22 protein-coding genes and 1 pseudogene are annotated in these 20,741 nt (G+C 42.6%); 9 read left to right on the top strand and 14 right to left on the bottom strand.

What is annotated here, in order from left to right; genetic code table 11:
- Nucleotides 1-2: 2 nt before the first annotated feature.
- Nucleotides 3-1,736, top strand: coding sequence for a DUF3466 family protein (locus L3V32_RS05140; RefSeq protein ID WP_237283924.1), 1,734 nt, complete (start codon nt 3-5; stop codon nt 1,734-1,736).
- A gap of 181 nt (nt 1,737-1,917) precedes the next feature.
- Nucleotides 1,918-2,091 (top strand): ribosome modulation factor, encoded by a 174-nt coding sequence (rmf, locus tag L3V32_RS05135; protein ID WP_005377453.1) that lies wholly within the window; start codon nt 1,918-1,920, stop codon nt 2,089-2,091.
- Nucleotides 2,092-2,211: 120 nt separating this feature from the next.
- Here the strand turns inward: rmf and fabA are convergent, their stop codons facing one another.
- On the bottom strand, nt 2,212-2,730 hold the full coding sequence (gene fabA / locus L3V32_RS05130) for a bifunctional 3-hydroxydecanoyl-ACP dehydratase/trans-2-decenoyl-ACP isomerase (RefSeq protein WP_005396499.1): 519 nt from the start codon (nt 2,728-2,730) through the stop codon (nt 2,212-2,214).
- A 70-nt stretch (nt 2,731-2,800) separates the two neighbouring features.
- Nucleotides 2,801-4,441: a Lon protease family protein gene (locus L3V32_RS05125; protein ID WP_237283923.1), complete on the bottom strand. Its 1,641-nt coding sequence runs from the start codon at nt 4,439-4,441 to the stop codon at nt 2,801-2,803.
- A gap of 210 nt (nt 4,442-4,651) precedes the next feature.
- Here L3V32_RS05125 and matP point away from each other — a divergent pair, with 210 nt between their 5' ends.
- From matP to L3V32_RS05100, 5 genes and pseudogenes are all read left to right on the top strand, one after another.
- Complete coding sequence (gene matP / locus L3V32_RS05120; RefSeq protein ID WP_053807434.1) at nt 4,652-5,101, top strand: macrodomain Ter protein MatP; 450 nt, start codon at nt 4,652-4,654, stop codon at nt 5,099-5,101.
- A 15-nt stretch (nt 5,102-5,116) separates the two neighbouring features.
- The gene (locus L3V32_RS05115; RefSeq protein ID WP_005396496.1) at nt 5,117-5,428 is read left to right on the top strand and encodes a DUF3634 family protein; all 312 of its coding nucleotides are present in this window, start codon (nt 5,117-5,119) and stop codon (nt 5,426-5,428) included.
- 114 nt (nt 5,429-5,542) lie between these two features.
- Nucleotides 5,543-5,866 (top strand): hypothetical protein, encoded by a 324-nt coding sequence (locus L3V32_RS05110; protein WP_046876223.1) that lies wholly within the window; start codon nt 5,543-5,545, stop codon nt 5,864-5,866.
- A 130-nt stretch (nt 5,867-5,996) separates the two neighbouring features.
- Nucleotides 5,997-6,236 (top strand): annotated as a pseudogene (locus tag L3V32_RS05105) (DUF3693 domain-containing protein); the annotation flags it as partial.
- A complete protein-coding gene (locus L3V32_RS05100) occupies nt 6,214-6,579 on the top strand; it encodes a phage protein (protein ID WP_025636346.1) in 366 nt (121 codons plus the stop codon). The pseudogene L3V32_RS05105 and the gene L3V32_RS05100, both read left to right, overlap by 23 nt.
- 371 nt (nt 6,580-6,950) lie before the next feature.
- On the opposite strand, the gene L3V32_RS05095 is transcribed toward L3V32_RS05100, so the two are convergent.
- The gene (locus L3V32_RS05095; RefSeq protein WP_237283922.1) at nt 6,951-7,811 is read right to left on the bottom strand and encodes a hypothetical protein; all 861 of its coding nucleotides are present in this window, start codon (nt 7,809-7,811) and stop codon (nt 6,951-6,953) included.
- A gap of 315 nt (nt 7,812-8,126) precedes the next feature.
- On the opposite strand from L3V32_RS05095, the gene L3V32_RS05090 reads away from it, so the two are divergent.
- Nucleotides 8,127-8,753 carry a DUF2726 domain-containing protein gene (locus tag L3V32_RS05090; protein WP_237283921.1) on the top strand — a complete coding sequence of 209 codons (627 nt, stop codon included), beginning with the start codon at nt 8,127-8,129 and terminating at the stop codon, nt 8,751-8,753.
- Nucleotides 8,754-8,792: 39 nt separating this feature from the next.
- On the opposite strand, the gene L3V32_RS05085 is transcribed toward L3V32_RS05090, so the two are convergent.
- The 8 genes from L3V32_RS05085 to L3V32_RS05050 form a co-directional block, all read right to left on the bottom strand.
- Nucleotides 8,793-10,145 carry a secretin N-terminal domain-containing protein gene (locus L3V32_RS05085; RefSeq protein WP_237283920.1) on the bottom strand — a complete coding sequence of 451 codons (1,353 nt, stop codon included), beginning with the start codon at nt 10,143-10,145 and terminating at the stop codon, nt 8,793-8,795.
- A 17-nt stretch (nt 10,146-10,162) separates the two neighbouring features.
- Nucleotides 10,163-11,236 carry a zonular occludens toxin domain-containing protein gene (locus L3V32_RS05080; RefSeq protein ID WP_237283948.1) on the bottom strand — a complete coding sequence of 358 codons (1,074 nt, stop codon included), beginning with the start codon at nt 11,234-11,236 and terminating at the stop codon, nt 10,163-10,165.
- Nucleotides 11,236-11,595 (bottom strand): DUF5455 family protein, encoded by a 360-nt coding sequence (locus tag L3V32_RS05075; RefSeq protein ID WP_012841818.1) that lies wholly within the window; start codon nt 11,593-11,595, stop codon nt 11,236-11,238. The genes L3V32_RS05080 and L3V32_RS05075 overlap by 1 nt, the downstream gene beginning before the upstream one ends.
- Nucleotides 11,595-13,187 (bottom strand): chemotaxis protein, encoded by a 1,593-nt coding sequence (locus L3V32_RS05070; protein ID WP_237283919.1) that lies wholly within the window; start codon nt 13,185-13,187, stop codon nt 11,595-11,597. The genes L3V32_RS05075 and L3V32_RS05070 overlap by 1 nt, the downstream gene beginning before the upstream one ends.
- Nucleotides 13,188-13,257: 70 nt before the next feature.
- Nucleotides 13,258-13,521: a major coat protein gene (locus L3V32_RS05065; RefSeq protein ID WP_021448020.1), complete on the bottom strand. Its 264-nt coding sequence runs from the start codon at nt 13,519-13,521 to the stop codon at nt 13,258-13,260.
- A 270-nt stretch (nt 13,522-13,791) separates the two neighbouring features.
- Nucleotides 13,792-14,097 carry a hypothetical protein gene (locus L3V32_RS05060; RefSeq protein WP_012841822.1) on the bottom strand — a complete coding sequence of 102 codons (306 nt, stop codon included), beginning with the start codon at nt 14,095-14,097 and terminating at the stop codon, nt 13,792-13,794.
- Nucleotides 14,098-14,180: 83 nt separating this feature from the next.
- The gene (locus L3V32_RS05055) at nt 14,181-16,211 is read right to left on the bottom strand and encodes a replication endonuclease (RefSeq protein WP_237283918.1); all 2,031 of its coding nucleotides are present in this window, start codon (nt 16,209-16,211) and stop codon (nt 14,181-14,183) included.
- Nucleotides 16,211-16,513 (bottom strand): hypothetical protein, encoded by a 303-nt coding sequence (locus L3V32_RS05050; RefSeq protein ID WP_025518896.1) that lies wholly within the window; start codon nt 16,511-16,513, stop codon nt 16,211-16,213. Before L3V32_RS05050 ends, L3V32_RS05055 begins: the two co-directional genes overlap by 1 nt.
- A 185-nt stretch (nt 16,514-16,698) precedes the next feature.
- Between L3V32_RS05050 and L3V32_RS05045 the strand changes: the two genes are divergently transcribed.
- Nucleotides 16,699-17,067: a DUF3693 domain-containing protein gene (locus tag L3V32_RS05045; protein WP_237283917.1), complete on the top strand. Its 369-nt coding sequence runs from the start codon at nt 16,699-16,701 to the stop codon at nt 17,065-17,067.
- A gap of 174 nt (nt 17,068-17,241) precedes the next feature.
- On the opposite strand, the gene L3V32_RS05040 is transcribed toward L3V32_RS05045, so the two are convergent.
- The 3 genes from L3V32_RS05040 to L3V32_RS05030 form a co-directional block, all read right to left on the bottom strand.
- Entirely contained in the window at nt 17,242-18,963 is a 1,722-nt protein-coding gene (locus tag L3V32_RS05040) for an ATP-binding protein (RefSeq protein WP_048626397.1), read from the bottom strand.
- The gene (locus tag L3V32_RS05035) at nt 18,953-20,134 is read right to left on the bottom strand and encodes an FIST signal transduction protein (protein WP_237283916.1); all 1,182 of its coding nucleotides are present in this window, start codon (nt 20,132-20,134) and stop codon (nt 18,953-18,955) included. Before L3V32_RS05035 ends, L3V32_RS05040 begins: the two co-directional genes overlap by 11 nt.
- A 113-nt stretch (nt 20,135-20,247) precedes the next feature.
- Complete coding sequence (locus tag L3V32_RS05030) at nt 20,248-20,604, bottom strand: hypothetical protein (protein WP_237283915.1); 357 nt, start codon at nt 20,602-20,604, stop codon at nt 20,248-20,250.
- Between the last annotated feature and the right edge of the window lie 137 nt (nt 20,605-20,741).

Genomic DNA, 20,741 nt, shown 5'->3' with positions numbered 1-20,741 from the left:
CAATGAATTGTAGTAATAAATTCAAATTGACCGCCATTGCGATGATGGTTGGTACCGCAATGAACGCACAGGCGGCATTGTATCAAGTGGTTGAGGTTTCACCTCAGGATCATGGTTCAAACGGTGACTACCAAACGGCTTACGGCGTTGCAATTCAGCAAGGTGATGCGGGTACAGATCCTTCAACAGGTTCCCCTTTCGCTTTGGGCTGTTTTGATGCAGCAGCAAACTGTACACCAGACCAATTTAAGCTTGCGATGGAAACTCGCACAACACCGATTTCAGCGACACAAGCCGTGGATGGGAACAGCTATCGTGAGGAAATTCCATTTGGATTGGACGCGGGCTTTTATTACATCCAAGAACTCAAAGATTTTGAACGTTACTGTTATAACCAGCTTCGCTATTCTACTTGTGACTCTTGGGCTTCTGTAAACTGGACCCCATGGAACAAAGAGCGTAGTAAAGACTTTACTTCTAATGCGTTAGCATTTGTAGAAGGCGATTCTGCTGCTTATAAAAATGAATATAACAATGTTATCAATCAGCTTACCGAAGATGGTGCAGCTGTCGGTAATCAAAGTAAAGTCAGCAGTGAAAACCAGTCGACACTGGAAACAAGAAATACAGTCGTAGCACCTATTGAACCAAATTTTGTTACAGGTGATAACGACGCAAGCGTTGTGCAAAGCCACGCTTGGAAAACCGATGGCATTTTTACCGTTGGTAGTGTATCTCGAACGGCAAGCAATACCAATGGCGCTCACCACACATCGAAAGCAGCTATTTGGGATCAAAGTGGAACCGTCAGTGAGTTGGCTTGGCCAAGTGGCACATCTAAAGACGGAGAAAGACTGGCTCAAGGAAGCATGCGTGACCTTGTCACAGATGGAACAACGGTTTACGGCGTGGGTTACAACACATACAGTGATGATAACTATCTGAATGCTACTGTTTTTGTCGGAACCCTAGAGGCAGAAGGTAGCGTTGAAAACGCAACTTGGAAAAACAAAGTTGTTGTAGGAGCGAGACAGCGTGAGGGCGATGATACGGTTCATACAAACTCACGATTAACCGATGTTAACTCAAATTTTGTTGCTATTGGTGAAGCAAAACGTTCGGGCGGATACTTAATGCCAACGGGCTCTGCTCCGAATCGTCTCTTTATCGTAAATGATGTTCGTAAGGATTCTATTAACGCTTTTTACCCAAGTACCGGAATTTTCTTCAGCGGTGCGGGCGGTAAGATGGGCGGGATCAACTCTTACAATGAAATTGTCGGACAACTTGATGCGGAAACGACGCGTGAAGACGATGGCAAGCCACGTCGTAAGCGCGGTTTTATCTATCCATATAGCCTAGGTGGCGAGACTAGTGAACGTGCTGCAACATTGTTTAATGGAAAAGCTTGGTTCCTAGACAGTTTGACTAATGGCGGTGATTACTCTGAACAAAACAATCAGTTCCGTATTATCGACGCAACTGATATCAATGATGCAGGTGTGATCTCTGGTACTGCTATGAAATGTGCTGGCGGTTACAGTACAACAGCAAACAATGCGACATGTAGTTCTGATGAGCAAATCGTAGCCGTAAAATTGGTGCCTATTGCAGGTGCGACTGAGAAGGACATTGTGTCTCGAAGCGTTGACTCAACGACAACAGAGCGTCAAGGTGCAGGCCTTGGTTGGTTAGCTTTGACCATGCTTGGATTGTTTGGGTTCCGTAGAAAATAGTCAAAAATCGTCAGTAATTTTTAAATCAAGCAGAGGCTCACACATTTGAGCCTCTGCTTTTTTTATGCCTTGAGAAATCACTCAACTTGATCGACTCTTATAAGTGGAGTCATAAAAACTCCATCAAAGTTTCACAATAACAGCTGTACGTTAGTAAATGGACCTGTATGAGGAATTAACTATGAAGAGACAAAAGCGTGATCGCCTAGAACGAGCTCAATCTCAAGGCTATAAAGCTGGGTTGAATGGAAGGTCTCAAGAGGCTTGCCCATATCAACAAGTTGATGCTCGGTCGTATTGGTTAGGTGGTTGGCGTGATGCCAGAGATGAAAGACAATCTGGTCTCTACAAATAAACTCTCCACATACAAAAAGAAGGATTCGAAAGGGCTCTACGGAGCCTTTTCTACATTTATAGACTAGGCAAACAAAAAGGCCCCTAAATAGGAGCCTTTATAAATCGATTAAAGTCGTGATTAGAAGTTTGAAGTGTCTTGGAACAAACCAACTTTCAAATCTTTCGCAACGTAGATTTCTTTGCCATCTACGCATACACGACCGTCAGCCAAACCCATTACTAGTTTACGATTTACGACGCGTTTCATATGGATTTCGTAGGTTACTTTTTTCGCCGTCGGTAGGATTTGGCCTGTAAACTTCACTTCACCAACACCTAGAGCGCGACCTTTACCTTTACCGCCAACCCAGCCAAGGAAGAAGCCAACAAGTTGCCACATCGCGTCAAGGCCAAGGCAGCCAGGCATTACTGGATCACCAGGGAAGTGGCAATCAAAGAACCACAAATCTGGAGTAATATCCAATTCCGCCAAGATCAAACCTTTACCAAAATCGCCCTCTGTCTCAGACATTTTAGTAATACGATCCATCATTAGCATGTTTGGCGCAGGAAGCTGAGGGTAACCAGGCCCAAACAGTTCCCCTTGGCTAGAAGCAAGTAGATCGTCACGGTTATAAGAATCACGTTTGTTTTGCATTATCAATTACTCCAATTTTTGATAGCTGCATCTTAGTGAACACGTGTACGCTAAACAACTCCGATCAGTACTAGACAAACCAGTTTTTGATGCGCTGCACAATTCCTTCTGGATGCTCATGTCTTTCAAAGTTTTCAATACGTTCCGCTATTTTGCCAATAATGCTCTCGTCTTCGCCTCTAAAAGGTTTATTCATAACAATCGGAATAGCTTCATCTACCGTAGAGACGGACCAAATATGGAACTCACCATTTTTAATGCTTTCTATTACATCTTTATGTAATGCAAGGTGTTTAAGGTTTGATTTCGGCATGACAACGCCTTGATTTCCCGTAAAACCCTGATGTTTACAAACCTGATAAAAACCTTCAATTTTCTCGTTCAAGCCACCGACTGCTTGCACTCGACCAAACTGATCGACGGCTCCTGTAACCGCAACTTGTTGATTAATTGGAGATTCAGATAGCGCACTCACCAAGCAACAAAGTTCTGCGAGAGATGCGCTGTCACCGTCAACTTCACTATAAGACTGTTCAAATACAATCGAGGCAGAGTAAGGCAGTGGTTCATCCAGTTTTAGAGCAGAGCTTAAGAAAGCTTGCATAATCATCATGCCTTTCGCATGTAGATTGCCTCCAAGCTCAGCTTTGCGCTCAACATCGGAAACATCGCCATCACCAAAGTGAATTACACACGATATTCTGGCAGGCTCACCATAGCTGACAGGGTGTCCAGCCATATCGATGACGGTTAGGCCATTGATTTGACCAACTTGTTCCCCAGTTGTCTCAATAATGACTTGTCCATCTAAAATATCGTACACGGCACGCTGAGGAAGATAGGATTCGCGATAATACTTGTCGTCAATCGCTTTATCTAATGACTCGTAATCTAATGTTTGGCAATCACTGAACTGGCTGGCAAGTGTTAGAAGTTGAGAATGCCACATTACACCTAACGGCAAATAATGTTGATCTTCAGTAAATCTCATACCAGCTAGCAACAGTCTTCTAAAGCCACATTCCGTTAAGTGAGGCAGCTGATATTGAGAACATACCCAGTTCACCAAACCAAAGTAATCTGTCAAATTCTGCTCTGACAAATGAATATCTTCTTCAACTTCGGTATACATGGCAAAGCCTGAACAAAAGTCCTCGTCGATATATTCTAGCTCTGCTAACTGACTTCTTTCCCCAGTTACAATCAGTTTTACATCATAAGCTTTAGATGGCGGTACTGAAGTAGGTAAGCGAGTAGGGCTTAGGTTCAGTGGCTCGATAAGGTTTTGTTGAATTGCAGACTTTATATTCGGCCAAAGTCCCGGGTTAGCCAGAATGAGATTAGCAGGTACAATCAAATAACCGTCGTCAGCTTGTGAAATCAAGCCAGGTTGGAAGGCAATATCACCACTTACATCAACACTGTAACGGTCAAATAAACGTTTGGCATCAAGTGATTCCGACAAAACAATCGCAGCGTTAGAATGACTCTGAAGAGCTTTACTGATGAACTCTCTATAGACAGAATTATCGACGCAGTTAATGAGTAGCACGCGTGTCAATCCCGACATTTTGGAAAAGCGAGATATCGTTGCCGACATCCTCGGTTGAAGATCAGTAAAAGACTTCTTTGGTAACGAAGGTGCAGACTTTAAAAGTGCTTCGTACTGCTCAAGTGAAGGTGTTACGTCTTGCCAATTAAGTTGGTTCATTAAAATTCATCGTAATTCAATCTTGCCGACATTATAACGAAATGGACTATAACACCCTAGCACCAATTTGGCTCGCTCACGGCATTCAACACTCAATGAACAATACTTAGACAAATGAGTGATCAACATCGATACTTCTAAGAGTTTTATTTGCCCAAGTAAATTATCTGGGTTACGCTGTCACTAGGTTATGTTTATGGGTCGGAATAAATGAAATATCAGCAGCTTGAGAATCTAGAGTGTGGGTGGAAATGGAAGTATCTCATCAAGAAATGGAAAGATGGTGAAGCGATTACCCGACATATTGATACAAGTGAAGCAGATGCCGCGGTTGCAGAGCTAAAACGCCTTGAACACGAACCTACGCTTGTATTAGCTTGGATAGAAAACCACATGTCAGAAGAGTTGGACAACAAACTCAAGCAGGCTATCCGAGCGAAAAGGAAGCGTCATTTCAATGCAGAGCAAGTCCATACAAAGAAAAAGTCCATTGACTTAGATTATCGAGTTTGGGAAAAGCTTTCTAGCAGAGCAACCGAGCTCGGTTGTACATTATCTGACGCAATTGAATATCTACTTTCTGAAGCATCGAGAAGTGAAAAAGCGAGTCAAAAAGTTACCTCGATCAAAGAGGATTTGAGTAAATTGCTATCTAGCTAGGATAGGGAGTGCCAAATGTTATATGTAATCTTAATTGCTGCCATCGTAATCTTTTGGTTGATCGCAGTTGATAGACCAGTGCTAAAAGTAAAGTTTGATAACGGCCATATCAGTAACGTAAAAGGGCATCTACCACCTTCTTTCAAACATAACTTACAAGATATTAGTGAACATAATCCGTTTAGTGGTGAAATGAAGGTATATAGCCAACGAACTGGCATGCGTTTGAGCTTTTCCAAGGACGTTCCCAAAAAAATCCAACAGCGGATTCGCAACGTTTTTCCGCATCAAGGTTTCAAAGCGAGCAAAGGCAAGAAGCGAGCTTAATTACATATCAGTTACTTAATCGTGTTAAATGGGACGCAATATAGCGTCCCATTTTCGTATCTATAGAAAAATTATTTATCATTGATTAATCAATAAGATAAACGGACTTAAACTATGCGATACGTTGTAACTTTAATGGTCTTTCTCTTTGTAAGTGCTTCAGCTTTGTCTGACGACTCGGAAACGAATCCATTGGCTAAAAAGATTAAAACTAAGATTCAAAGGAAAGCAGACAATAAATTTGATGACTACCAAGGTTATTGTGATGTCATGATAGAGATGGAACACAAAGGTAAAAAAGCAGTAATAAAAAGAGTAACCAGTAGTGGTGACAAAAAAGTTTGTCGGTATGTGAAATCCAACTTGAGGAAAGGAAAACGCTATCGTTATAAATATCCAGAAAAGTATATTCGGCTTCATATAGCCACAGGTTCGTGATTGCAATGTTGATTAGAAGCATCGGGCAGCAAGAGCGCAAAGCTTTCAGACCCGATGAACTAAATGAAAATGAAGTGGCTCTCGTGTAATTGGTTGGGAATGCAGGCTAGGTGAGATAAACCAATCAACTCGAAATGATAATCTGCAGATACAAGCAGTATGGGAAGGAATTGCAAAAAAGTATAACGGACTTGGATTATCAAGCATTTCAATGGTTTGTGCCGGATTGGCTTTAGTGATTGCAAGTCCACAGGAACCACTATTGCAGTGCGCATTATATCTGCTTATGTTGAATGCGATTGCATATGTGTGTCTTATAAAATGTCTCTCTTTTGAGGGACTATTCAATGAAGTATCACGAAATGACTAAAAACTATATTTTTCGTGAATTTGAATGTGGTTTATCCGTCGAACAAGCTGCTGAACTTTGTTTGAAAACTGTGAGAACGGTCAAAGAATGGGATAAAGGGAAAACCATTCCCCCAGAGTGTAAACGGTTAATGAGAATGACAAAGGGAAGGGAATTGAGCTCATCTGAGCAATGGGAACAATTCAAAATGCATTACGATAGATTAGAACTTCCAACAGGGCAGCTGGTAACAGCTCAACAAGTTTTGACTGGAATTGCTCTATTAGAGATAGGAGCATTGACTGACTTAGAAGCTGCTGGGAAGGTATTGAAATTTGCCCGAGCATTAAGAAATATGATGTAAAAAGAGGCCCCTAAAGGGGCCTCTTTTTAGAATTTATGAACTAGAAGACAGTTTTTCTGAAATGTTCAAACAAAACCACTGAACAAGACACATATATATAAAGTAATGCCAGCAGTTATTCAAAACATACATAAATAAGTCAAAATCAGAAAAATTGTTGCTTACTCCTTGTATTATTGCGATAACTAAAATTGATATAATTATTGCAATATCAAGTTTTAAAAATAACCAAAGTATTGGAATCTTATATTCCTTGTAGGTGAATACATATGTTAAGTTGGCTACGGAAAAAAATGTTATCAACGCTATAAAAAAATTATCCATAATATCTCTTTGATAATCGGCTCGCTTGGTTGAATTCCGAAAGATGGTTACCGTATTTTTTCGGAAATTTCTTCGGCCATTTGTATGTTTATCTCTAGGTCTTCATACTCTCTATTTATATTTCCATGAGTTGAACGTGTATCTAAATTAGCACTCACCGAAAGTAGCTTCTCATCCACCTCCTTAGATGTCATAGCACCTAACAATTGCTTTCTAATGGACATTCTCCAAAAGTTCAGCTCCTTAGAATATTCATTAATTCGACGTAAAAGCATGTAACGCTGACGTTTGTACAAGATATTTAACTCTTTATATCCTTGCTTGTATTCCTTAACGCTCTCTTTGATTTCTTTTATTTCTTGCTTATATTCTTTGAATGAATTTTTTATTTTTAGGTGCATCCAAAATGAAAATGCACTAAGAACAACTGTATACACCAAGCTGTTGACAATCGCTTTAAGGAACATAGCAGAGACAGGGTTTTCAATATCAGCATCATTCCTCTTTTCTAGGTTCAATTCTTGGAAGTTTAATAACTCACAGCATGAATTTAGAGGCGGTTCAATAGGAATGAGTAGCCTTACTGAAGACTCGGAGGTGATGCCTGAAAGCTCAATAACCTTTTGGCCCGTTGACGTCAAAGTATTATCTAGCTCCTTAATTATTAAAGGTCTACTAGTTAATATAGACTTAATATCCAACTTTTCAGGAACTAAAAACTGTAACGACTTTAATGTTTCTTTTGACTGATTGACTATATCTACAGGGTATAGTTTTTGTTTCTGTTGGATAAACGGCTCACCGAATAAAACATACCCCTTATTCAATTGGATGTAAGAGATTGATAAATTCAAAGCGAATGTAATAAATACACCAACTACCACACTTATTATTTGACTTTTATACATATTTTATAATTCTCATTGAAGCTTTAAAAACACTCCAGTTAAAAATAATTGAATTTAAACTTATCCCTTTAGAATCAATTCGGGTGACGATGCATCTCACTAAAGATACCGATTACAATAATACGTTAGTCCTAAGGCATATGCCACCACACTCTAAGCTGACAAGCTCATACTAACCAGTGGCTCACAACTAGCGCCGGGTGGTAGTTTACCCCCGAAATATACTACAGGGGCGCATAAAAGCTGATTTCAATAACACACCGAACAAAACCGATATGCTACCATGCACTCATTTTTATGAGTAAGGAACAGAAAGTGCCTGAATTACTGATACTTATATCCTTAGCGTGTATTGTGTATCTATTCACAAAGAAGGGTAAGAAACCTAAACGTAGGCTTAACGAATGGGAGCAAGGTGCAACGGTTAGAAGACCGAACAGCATACATTCTTTTGAGCCAAAAGCTGTAGAAAAGAACCCAAAGATAGTCGAAGTACCTCTGCCAAACACTAGCAATAAGACTAGTTCTGTACCTCACAAGAAAAGTACATACTTGGCTACCAAGACAGAACGCAGATTCTATAAAGTGTTGCAGGAGCTTCTATCGGAAGAATATGTCATTCATAGTCAGGTATCTTTAATGGCGTTGGTTCAACCTACCAACTTTAAAGACAACTCACGAACTTGGGCTAAAAGAATGGACTACGTGATAACGGATAGAGATACAAAAGTATTGGCGGTCATCGAGCTAGATGATTCCTCTCATAGGCAGAAGAAGAGACAAGAGCGAGATATATACGTAAATAATGCACTTAACGGACACCACCCGTTGCTCCGGTTTGAAGCTAGAAACTCTTATGATAAAACACATATCGCAACCGTATTAGAGCGTGACACGATAATAAAGTGTAGAGAATTGGAGAGCGTATTACAGTACAGCTAAAGCAGAGCCGAACAGCAATTGTTCGGCTTTTCTTTTAACTCAAAGTATCGTGGTTCTTATCGTTACTTTCAGTTCTTTATCTACCGTATTGGTCTTTTCTGACCGGAATAACGCACCAAGTAACGGAACATCCATCAAGACAGGCACACCACTTACCGAGTCGCGCTGCTCTTGGGAAATCAAACCACCTAAAGAGATCGTTTGGCGGTCTTTGACCTTGACCACAGTTTGCAGTGTTCGCGTATTGGTGATGATGTCGGATGCGATAGAGGAATCCGTAACCGAGTCGGATTTTTGCATAATCTGTAACACCACATGATCACCAATTACATGCGGTACCACTTCAAGTGAGACGCCCACATCCTTACGTTCAATTTGCTGGACTCGATTACCGCCGTCAGTTACCTCAGACGAAGTGAGGAACGGCACGTTCTGACCAACCGTGATGTAACCGCGCTCCCTGTCCATAATGAACATGTTTGGTCGTGACAAGAGCTTGGTATTCTGATTCTTTGATACAGCTTTGATAAGCGCATTGAAATCACCGCCCTCATAGAACAGTAGGTTATCAACGGCTTTCTTGATTGCGGTCGGTTGCGAAACAAAGCCAGCCTCACTAAATGCCAAGTCCATATTTACGCCGACTTCCTGAGAGTCTCCGAGCTCAGTTTCAGTAATTACCGCCTCGATAAAGACTTGCTTTTGTGGTCTATCAATTCCTTTGATGAGGACATCAATGTGCTTCAATTGGTTCTCAGAGCCAGTCACGATAATGCTGTTTGTGGTCGGTAGTACCTCAACCTTGTAATTCTTAATCGCTTTGTTGTTCAGTGTTTGATTCTGCGTCGCAGCAAGCATCGAGGAAATCAAATCAACGACCTTGGTATTTCGAACATTCTCAAAGAAGTACAGCTTCACTTGAGAGGGTTCGAACGTCTCCACCTTGTTAGCGTCAGCAATGATGGTAAAAACGCCGTGGTCATGCGTAAGCTCGTAACCGTGCGCGCGAAGCACGGAAAGGAAAAAGGCTGGATAGTCCTCATCTTTCAAATCGGGCGCGGTAAAGCTGACCTCACCAGTAACACCTTGACCGAGCACCACCGTATTCCCAGTATGAACCGAGAACCACGATGCAAAGTCTCCAATCGGTGTGTTCTTTGCCTCAAAAGGCGCAGAGCTTGCAGCAAAAGAAGGGGAGCTGAGCAGGGTGCACGCGAGCAGAAAGGTGGTAATGCTGGATGTGGAAAAGTTGGAACAAGCCGTAGTTTGTTTCTCAACTTTACCACAGCGCATAGTGAGCAACGAGAGCGCTGATAATAAGCCTCCGGCACAATAAGATTTTTTTTGTTTTTTTGAAAGACAAGCTGTGAGTTTTGCGATTATCCATGACATAAAGCGCACCTTATTCCCTAGCACATAACTTTGAATGATTGACCGTTGCCGCTAACCGTAATGGAGCAAGAGCCGTTAGATTGAGCCGTAAAGCCCTTTGCGTATAGTTGCGACGACGACAGACGCACATCGTCCTTAACGAGCACAAAAGACGGGGCTACGTTTGGGGGATTCATTGACGATTCGATTCGATAGCCGTCGAGCAAGTCACTCAATGACTCGCGAGGCTCCGAGGCTTGAGCCGTTTCGGGTTCTGTCGATATGTTCGGTGTGCCAACTAAGGTGAACACCGCAAACGAGACGGCAACACCTGCCGCAAACACACTGAATCGAGAGTATTTACGGAGATAGATTTTCGTAATGCGCATGATATTTCTCAACGTATACGGGACAGTGTAACGTCCATGGGTATAATAGGGCGGCAATACTGAAAAAACGCCGTCCTCATAGTTGTTTCTAAACATCTGCTTAGTGTCATAAGAGCTGTATAAGTCCGTACCCCAGAGCATCCATTTATCGACGGTGAGCGAGTTAGCGTTGTCACCATACTTCACAATGCCAACGTGCAGCTTAGGCATTTTCAACTTGAGTTGACCGAGCGTCAGAACGGATACCGCAGTCGAGATGATAGGGACTTGAAGACGGTCTAAGCGGCGACAAAATACGGTGTGTTCAGCCAGTGCGAGACGCGCTTGTTTATCAACAATCGAAATGTCTTGAACGATGAAAATGACATCCCATCCAAGCTTTCGAATATGCAAGAGGTGATCAATTAACTTTTGTCGATTCTTGTCGTTCCATGTGCGCGAGTTAAACCACGTTCCGCACTCATCGAGCACAATCAAGCCGTCTTTTTTGGTGTCATAGCTTTTGTTTGCTGAACCAATCACCATCAGATCTTCCACTTGAGGCTTGTCCGGTAAGCGATAAAGGCGAGTGTTGCGCTTGTTGCGTCCAAGCATTTCTTTCAAGTTGATATCGAGGTTTGTCGCCACAGGCACACCGCGCATAAATGCCTCGCGAATCTTACCGACTGCCGTTAGTGTTTTACCTGAGCCGAGCTTACCCGTGACAAAGTAGACCGAAGCCATTACGCCGCCCTCACAATCGCGTAGAACTTCCACTCCCACACCCAACGCAGCAGACGCGCCGAGTAAATCGCACTCACGCAAGGAATTGCGTTATTTGGGATAAACATGCCCGCCGCTTGTGACCAAAACGGGGGCGTGACGTAAGAAAGCCCAGTTGCAAGCGTATAAATGGCAAGAGTGAGCGCGAGTGTAAGCCCAATCAATAAGGTAATAATCACCAAGTTAATCGTGACGTTGCGCGCCTTGGCGATAAAGAACCAACCAAACAGAGTCGTCGCTATTTGTGCTATAAACGCGACCAAAGCAGGTAAACGCAACGCCGCACTAATGCCTGAAACAATAGGTAATAGCTGAATCATTAGTAATATCTCCCCGAACCTGGCTTGTTACTTGGTACAGGCGTGACCTCAGTCAGCAGGATTTCAACAAGCGTCTTAATCGTGTAGATGTAAATCAGAATGGAGAGGATCATTTTTAACTTATGAGAGAACTCACAAGAGATTGAAACGTTCCCACCATTGAGTGTTGGCAAAGAAAGCCGCATACATTCGCTAGGTTGTGGAAGCAAGTTAAGGAATGAATCAGAAACCGCAGTAATATGCGCCTCAGATTCAGCCGTAATATTCTTTTCAAGCAAATCATTTGCCGCACCAACAACCGTCGATTCATAAGAGCCTAAAGCACCAGAAACAATCGAATCCGCTTGAGTTAGTGCATCACCAACAAAGTTACTATCCAATCCATGAGGGCTTTCACAGAATCTATTCTCAGGAGTAGGGTCGCATGGTTTTAAATCGTCTAGCTTGTTCAAAAGGTCATCAAAACCTTGTTGGTTGGTTTCCTGCAAATCTCCAAGGTCGCTAGACAGCTGACCAAAACCATTACTTAACTGGTTGTTTGCCGAAGTCAGCAAGCGGTTTGTATTATTGCCAATATCAGACAGCATATCGGACTGACCTTGAATAGCATTCGCTACATGGTTTGCATTATCGACGACAGTATCCGTATTCAAATCTACCGACGCTTTGAGCGCATCGAGAGCCGATTTAGTTTCAGCCTGATTTCTATTCATGTCGTTATTGATGCCAGTTAGCTGCGCATTCAAATCACTGTTCATGGATTTGATAGCAGCGAGGGTATCATTCGTATTATCGACATCAGGCTCGGGTTTCTCTGGGTCAGGATTACCAGTACCGCCGCCACTTGGTTTATCAGGGTCGCCCAAATCACCGCCCGTTGGAGGGTCGATATCGGTATCAGTGGCACAAGCTGGCCAATTGGGACCGCCAATAACACAGGATTCTGGCTTGGGAGTATCACACCAATTGTTTTCTGGTCTACAACACATACCATATCTAGGGTCCCAATCCGGTGAGTCAGGTGTACATTCTTCTGGCTCTGGATCTTTACATGCAGGCCAATCTGGTGAATCAGGGGTGCACTCTTCAGGCTCTGGAGGTGGGTTACATGACATCTCTAAAGATTCAGTTGAATCAGTACAAGACACCACAGGGTTCCAACCCTTGTCGAAACAAGCATCTTTAAACTGATTCATTTGATTGACTGTATCTTGCTTTTCGCAGAAAGGAACTGGAGCACCCTCACATTGCCCCGTAAAAGGATTAAACGTTTCACCATCGTTACATATTGCAGAACGCTCGTAGACATTACCAGAAAAGCGCGTGTTAGCCGCATCATAAGCCTCAACACCATATTGACCGCCACCTTGAAAAAAAATACGCTGTCTAGTTACAGGTGGATTGTGAGTACAAGTCGCCACTTCAGCAGCAAAATTATCAGCCAATTCAGAGTGTGATAAACCATACACGTTATTCCTACCACAAGAGGCCCTAGCATCTGCCATGTAGTAAATAGTTTCAGTAGCAGAAAAAGCACTAAACGAAACACTCAGCAAAATAACCAGTGACGCAATGCTTTGTTTAATACTCATTTGTATTCCTCATAAAAAACGCCCCCATTCGGAGGCGTTGACCAATGGGTGTATAAAGCAGTCGTTAGAATTACGTTGCTTTGTTTGCACCTTTCTTGAATAGCTTGATGCCGATGAAGCCAACCGTCATTGGCACGGCGATGCCCCATGTCGAGGTGAGCATTTCAGTGACGTAACTTGCCAGTGTGCTAAAGGCTTGTGTTGCCACTTCTGGCAGTGCTGCATTCGCAGAAGATGCTGCCATAAGAAGTGCACCACCAAATGCCGCACGTTTTGCTGTTACTACTGCGCCAGCCTTAGCCATTGCTGCGCGTACTTTGCTTTGCTTTTCCATAGTCTTATTTCCTATGTTATGGTTTATGAAGAAGTTGAAACCTCAGCCGCTTTCTTGAATCCGAGAATGTGGAAGCCAATCGAGAAGCCAAGGATAAAGGCTGTCGCGAAACAGCCGAGCATGAACTCTGATGACAGCATTTATCTTTGTCCTCCGACCATCCAACCGAGCGCAACTAGCAAGAAACAAATGCCTAAGAACACCATTAACTGAAAGTTATCGAGTCGAGCCATTAGCTCTGCAAATTGCGTCTCGGTCATGATTTAGCCCTTACTTTTCATTAAGTTGAGGTAGGGCGTAGAGGTGGAAACCGTCGATAGAGACGTGTTTACCCTCATCGTTACCAAAGCTGAATTTCTTGTGTTCCACATCAAACATCATGCGATTACCCACACAACGCTTGAGCAGTTCGCCAGCCTTGCCGTTTTCCCAAAGCTCAGGAGACACGCGCACTTCAATAGTGTCTGTTGGGTTGGTCGTGATAAGACGGAGCTTGCCGTTTTGCTTTTGTTCGCCGTTACGGTCTGTTTTGGTTTCTTGCACGATGTCCGAAGCATCTAGAATTAAACCTTCCATTCTCATAGTGTTTTGCCCTTATTTTTACGTTGTTGGTTAGTTGAAAATTGAAATGACAGTTATTGACACAAGTCCAAGGGAAATTAATGCATCATGTCGGGCGGGGCTGCGCCCACCCAACAAGACGCATTAATTTCCTGAGGGTCGGTGAGCAACAGCGCTTCCATTTCGTCATAGAGCGCTAGGTGTTTTTCGTATTGCTCGTACAGGTCGTCATACATACGCTCGTATTCTTTTTCACGTTCTAGCGCGTCGAAGTAATCGACCACGTTAGACATGATGCCTTGTTGAGCGCGGATGAATTGTTGCTTGTTCTCGGTCTTCCAAGTACGGAAGCGAGTCGCGATAAAAATCTTATGGAACATCAAGCCATTCAAACGCGCTTGAGCCATATCGCCGTAACGAGTTGATGAGTATTCACCGCCCGAAGCAATCAATTTTTCGATAGAGGTTGAAACGGAATATTCCGCTTTTACTGGTTGGTCTTTGCGCTTAACGAACACACCGCCCATTGCGTAACAAAACGCTTTCCAGTCGCCCTCATCAGCAGAGCGGCGAACCTTTTCTAATAGAAAGTGTTCGTCTTGAGATAAATCTGTAAACAAAGCATCGTCCTCTTTGAATTCATCACGAAGACGACGAAGCTCACGCCATACCGTGACAGATGGACCACCAATAAATTGAAATTGACGAATTTGATTCACACGCGCCCAAGTCACGACACGTTCCGCCGCATCCGAGCCAGACAAAGACGAACCTTTGTCAGAATCAATGTGCTGACCGTCGATGTTTTTGCTCAGGTACTTAGCGACATAACCAACGGCTGAACCTTGCGACCAGTCGATAACTTCGGCTTTGAAACGGGCTTTCTTTGCACCTTTTTCGTCAGGAGAGTCAGCCATAGCAAGACGACGAAACTCAGACGTCACAAATTTGCGTGCGGATTTCTCCATGAACAGCAACAAGTGGTGATGCGGTGTGCCGTCTTGGTGAGGCTCGACAATGCGCATCCCGTAAACCTTGATTTTGCTCTTATCAATCGACTTACGAAGATTCGCCCAAACGCCCATTAAGTAAGCGTGAGCTGATTTCGCGTCAGGCTTGCCAGCCTCAAGCCATTTCGGGTTGATGTCACCCTTAGAAACAGAGTGAAAACGAGACGGAGCCGTCACAGTGAAGAACACCGCATCGTGATTCGATTCTTGAGCGATTTCCTCAAAGCCACGCAGACGAACAAACATTTCCGCGCGGCGAATCTCAGCGTTAGAAACCGACTTAGCGGATAGCTCACTGAGTGTGAAGTAGTTAGACGGGTCAGCCTCATCGTAAGCAATCGTGTTTTCTAGCGCGATACGATTAGACGTATTGCGGTCACGTTGACGGCTTAGAGAAAAATCCGAGCAGTAAACTTGCTTACGGCGTTGAACAAGCGCTAAATCACGCGCAACACATTCAACCTCGTAAGCACATTTACGGCGCAGTTGACGAACAAGCCAATGCTCATCAAGCGCACGGTTCACCAATGCGAAAAGTTCACAGTTGTTTTCTGCGTATTGAATTTGCTCAGGTGAGAATGCCAAGCCTAATGAATCAAGAAGCTGAACCGCTTTATCAAAACGCGCTTGTGATTCTTCAAGAGGAATCGCACTTAACACGCGAGAAAAGTCGCGTGATTTGCGCTTGGCTAGATTGGTAATTTGCTCATCTGACATCGCGTAGCTGTAGCCGTGCTCAGTCAAACGGTCGTGAGCGTCGTTAACTGCGCGTACAGCTTCCAGAGCGTTGCGTGTTTTCAGAATGTCGGTGTAAGCGCGTGTCATGTGTCGAGCAAAGTCGCCGTTACGGTGTAATGATTTCGGCAATTCCAAACAAGGGTTAGAAGTAGGGCGCTCAATAAAATCTGACAGGTCGTGTGAGTAGATTGGCGCACTCATTGCCGATTTCACAACCGACGGAATGAAATCCTCAGGCGTTGTGAATCTGTGGTCGACGTACTCAAAACGATGGTCGAATAAGTTGTCAGGAATGTGCTCACATGAAGCCCAAGAATGGACAGGAACAAAATCAATCCATTCTTGTTTGCCTGATGCCAAATCAATAACAAGTTCACGCATTATTGAGCCTCAAGCTCTGAGTAGAATTTACGCTTCTCATCTTTGCCAGAGCAATGTGAAACAACCAGATACTCGTAAACGGTGACGCGACCGTCAGAGGCATAGTCGCGAGCCAAATCACCACAAAACTCATGGTCAAGATAAAACGAAAAAGTTTCGTAATCGTCGTATGGGATTTCAAACGAGTCGTAGATAAGGGAACCAAAGAAATAAATACCCGCCGCAATAACCGAGACAAGGAACAAACTCCAAGCGCGATTCAGATATATTTCTAGTTTTTTTGTATTGGAGACTTCTGACATAACAACCACCTTGACTAGTTGTGAGAGCGACCGCCAAAGCCAAGACGTAAGCGTCAAGGGCAAACGCCCCAAGCCAAGGCGGTCTTAATTACGATTTGTCGTAAGTGTAATTACGGATTTTCGTAATTACTAGATGCGAATTTCCGTAACTACTAAGCTAAAATCAAGAAAACGGAGGTAGTCCCATGTATCAAAGTGAGCTGTTAGATGCCTACAAAAAGGCGAAAAACTACGTACAAGACAAGCAAATCGCACATGATTTGAATGTAAACGCGTCCAGAATCAGCGAAATGCGAAAAGGAAGACGCTATATATCTGATTCAGAAGCAGTTTTTCTAGCGGAGAATTCAGGAATTGACCCAGAGATAGCTTTGTTGGGATGTCACGCTGATCGCAACGAAAATCCACACATAAAAGGAATGTGGGAAAACATTGCAAAAAAGTTTAACGGGCTAGGATTATCAAGTATTTCAATGGTTTGTGGCATGTTCGCATTGTGGCTTGGCGACCTTAAAGTAGCTATATCTAAGTGCGCATTATATGTGTTATGTTAAATTGAATGTGTTCGTACGCCAAATGTTGCCAATGAGCACTCCTATTCCCCTGTGGATTTGAAATTTAAGGTCCCCATCATAACCATTAAACATAATGGCTATTTACCATAAAATACTTAATATAGATCTTAATAATCTATCGATTGTTAAGATCTATATTAATGCTTTTTCTACTTACAGAAATGGCTGTATAGCTTCAAAGATATCTTGTCTTCGAACTGGTTTGGAAATGAATCCATCCATACCTGCGTCAAGGCATTTATCTCTATCACTTTCTAGCGCATGAGCGGTTAATGCGATGATTGGAGTCTTGAAGCCTTTATCTCGGAGAAGCCTTGTTGCAGTAATCCCATCCATCACTGGCATCGAGACATCCATAAGAATCAGGTCGATTAAATCCTCATTTTCCTCTAAGAACGTTAATGCTTCTGCTCCATGACTTGCGATATGAACATTATGACCAAGCTTATTTAAAATAAGCTTTATTACAAACTGATTCGACTCGGTATCTTCGACTACGAGAAGATCCATCGCTTTTATTGGTTGGTTGTTTTCTATTTTAACTGGACGATTTTGATTGCACCGAGTTAAAACGGGAATCTTAATAGTAAATGTTGAGCCGACATGCTCGTCACTTTTAACGATAATCTTGCCGCGCATCATTTCAACTAAATGCTTGGTTATTGCTAGCCCTAGTCCTGTACCACCAAAGCGTCTCGTGATGGAACGATCACCTTGATGAAATGCCGTAAATAGATGTTCTTGCTTGGCTTTAGATATACCAATTCCGGTGTCTGATATTGAAATTACAAGCTCGGAGTCTTGCTCAGATACTGAAACTTTTACTTCTCCTTCATCAGTAAACTTTATTGCATTCCCAATAAGATTAAACAGGATTTGAGATAATCGCGTAGAGTCAATCCAAAACTGTTTGTCGGTAGTTACCATGCAATTGAGTTTAAATTGAAGGCTCTTCTTCTTAGCTATTTGTTTTTGTTGAGAAATAACAAAAGTGACAGTGTCTCTTAAATTAACCCACTGCTCATTGAGTTGAAAGCGACCTGATTCAATTTTTGAGAGGTCAAGGATGTCGCTGATAATCGCGAGAAGCAACTCCGCTGAGCATTCCATTTGGCTCAGGGCATCGATTTGCTCTTCTGATAAGGTGGATTGTTTCAGAATATCGAGCATTCCAAGGACGGAATTTAGAGGGGTTCTAATTTCATGACTCATCATCGCTAAGAATTCTGACTTTGAGCGATTTGCAAGCTCTGCTTCTTCTCTTGCTTTAGCAAGCTGAGTTGTTCGCACTTCAACAATACGTTGTAACTTCTCTTTGGTCTCAATATCGATGACAGCCCTCTCAATTAAAGGCCGAAAGCGTCTTAAGGTTTCCTTATTTTCTATGCTAAAGTGCCCTTTCTTAGCACCAATAAGTAAGATGACCGTTTGTGTTACTTCTGAACGTATGCCCGTTAGGACTACCGAGTTTACATGGCTTTTTATAAAGCTGTTCAGGTTAATAAACTCCGCAAGCCTATCTGGTTCGAACAGCAGAATACATTCGCCATTCAGCGCCCTCTCAGATGCGTTACCGTGTAACCAAGATATGTTATCAAATACACTATTTGTCGATATCAACGTTTTGAAGGGGTACCTCTCATCATCACGAGTTAGAACGATAAAATCATCAAAGTTGATGTACTTCTTAAGGACATTATTTAATCCCGTAAATATCTCGTGCCGGTTTTTTGCTTCACTCATCGCGGATATCGCTGAAAGAATAGCTTTATTCTCATCGGCGAGCAGTCGCTCTCTTTGCCTAGCCTGTTTTAGTTCGACTAACGCTTCTTGCAGCGCTTCCTGTTGGTATATGTCTAAGTATTTATCTTTCATAAGGTTTATGGAATATCGCTGATGAAATCATCAGGTTTCCATGTCCATTCTCACCACCAATAAATCTACCTTGCTCACCAAAAGTAAAAGGGCAAATAAAAGGTAACTGTTCTAGTTCTTGGTTAATTTGTTCACAAACGCTATTCATGTCTTGCATTAAGTGCAACATAGGACCTGCGCAAAAGATGTTTATCACCCCAATTTTTCGAGATTCTTCTAATTTTTGATTAAAGGCTGCATTTACAACTTTAGCGGCGCGTGCAACGAGGTGTTCTCTGCTTCCTTTCATTAAAGTGAGTTCATCACCCTCTTCTATTCGTGTAAATAGCTCAATTCCTCCATCTCGCGCCTCACGAATTGGATGGGACAATTTGTAATATGGACGCTCATATAGGTGGCCAGCGACACGCCCTAGTGGATAAGCACTCGAGTTTGTAAATAGCAGGTTGTTTTTACCTACTTGGTTATCTTGATGGTTTGTCCACTTTCTATAAACATTGAGGGCCGGTTCGTCATCAATTTCTAGCAAGCACCTATCGTTAGTTTTGGTTGCAACCCCTTTGATATTGGTTGGAGTGTGCCCAGCACTAAAAGCAATATCAACAGGCTGTGAGGAGTAAAATAATGTCAGACTTAAACCTGCAGTTTGAGATCCTTGGGTGGTAATGACAGACCATTTTCCCGCGATATGATTATCAGCGGCTGAACCACCAATAATTGGGATCAGCGTACCAAACCTTTCATCTATAGATGCAATGATTGATTCCTCTTGCCCTGGAGTTGCATGAAGCAGTATTAAGTTTGGCACTTCTCCTACGCGGTTAGCGTTCTCAAGAGCCATATCTAAGGCTCTAGTTACACTGTCACCTGAATCATAGTTAGAAATACCAGTGCCATAAGCATGAGGGCCTGAGTCATAAATTGCGAGCGCCGCAATCACTGGGCCCGTATGAAACCCCTGGTCTGTCATTACTGCTTGGCATGAACTGGCGCCATGAAAAGGCACACCGGGAAAATGCTCAAGAAACGCTTCTCGAATTAACTCGAAGTCGTACTCTTCCGTGTAGTAGCACATCACGTAAGACAAGTTCTGTTGTGTCAGTTCGGACCTAAGCGTTTCTATCGCTGAGTCTTCATCTTTAATATGAGTAAAAACTGATTGGCAATGCATACGATTTTATAATTGGGTATCACTCTGCTGTTATACCATTCCAACCAATTTTCTCTAGGTAAGAAGGTGAAAATTTCATTAAGAAGTTGCGATTATCTCGTGACAGATCGTATTTATAATTGAACTACAACAATGTTTTCGCCTTTTTTAAAGGTGATTTTTTTTGATTCAGGCATTGTGTCCCATTCTATTTTCTTATGCTCTCGATCGAGATAGATAAATTCGCCAGATTGATTTGGATCAATTTTTAGAGTGCTACTTTTTATCGTTTCGAGCGAAATTCCCGTTGAGTCACGATTAATTGTGATTATTTCACCTTCAATTGTTACATCGCATCGTTCTTTTTGTGAACAGTCAATGCTAGTAACGCTCTCGTGTGTAAAGGTACGCCAGAAAAATGCGCCTATTAACACACTGAGCATGATTAAGATTTGTGCAAGTCGCGCCTTTGTTAACTTTTGTGCAGGCATAATTACTAATATCCTTGTTACAAACTTCAAACTTTTTAAATAAAAAATGATTTCCAGGGGGCCAGTAAGGTTACTACCCTGTCATTGAATTGTTAATTCAAGTATAGTGTCACGCTGAAAATGCCACTTTTTATTAA

The organism is Vibrio sp. J2-4 (assembly GCF_021728155.1).
Taxonomy (GTDB): Bacteria; Pseudomonadota; Gammaproteobacteria; order Enterobacterales; family Vibrionaceae; genus Vibrio; species Vibrio diabolicus.
The sequence above is the reverse complement of the archived record's forward strand: the minus strand, read 5'-3'. Positions and strand labels throughout refer to the sequence as shown.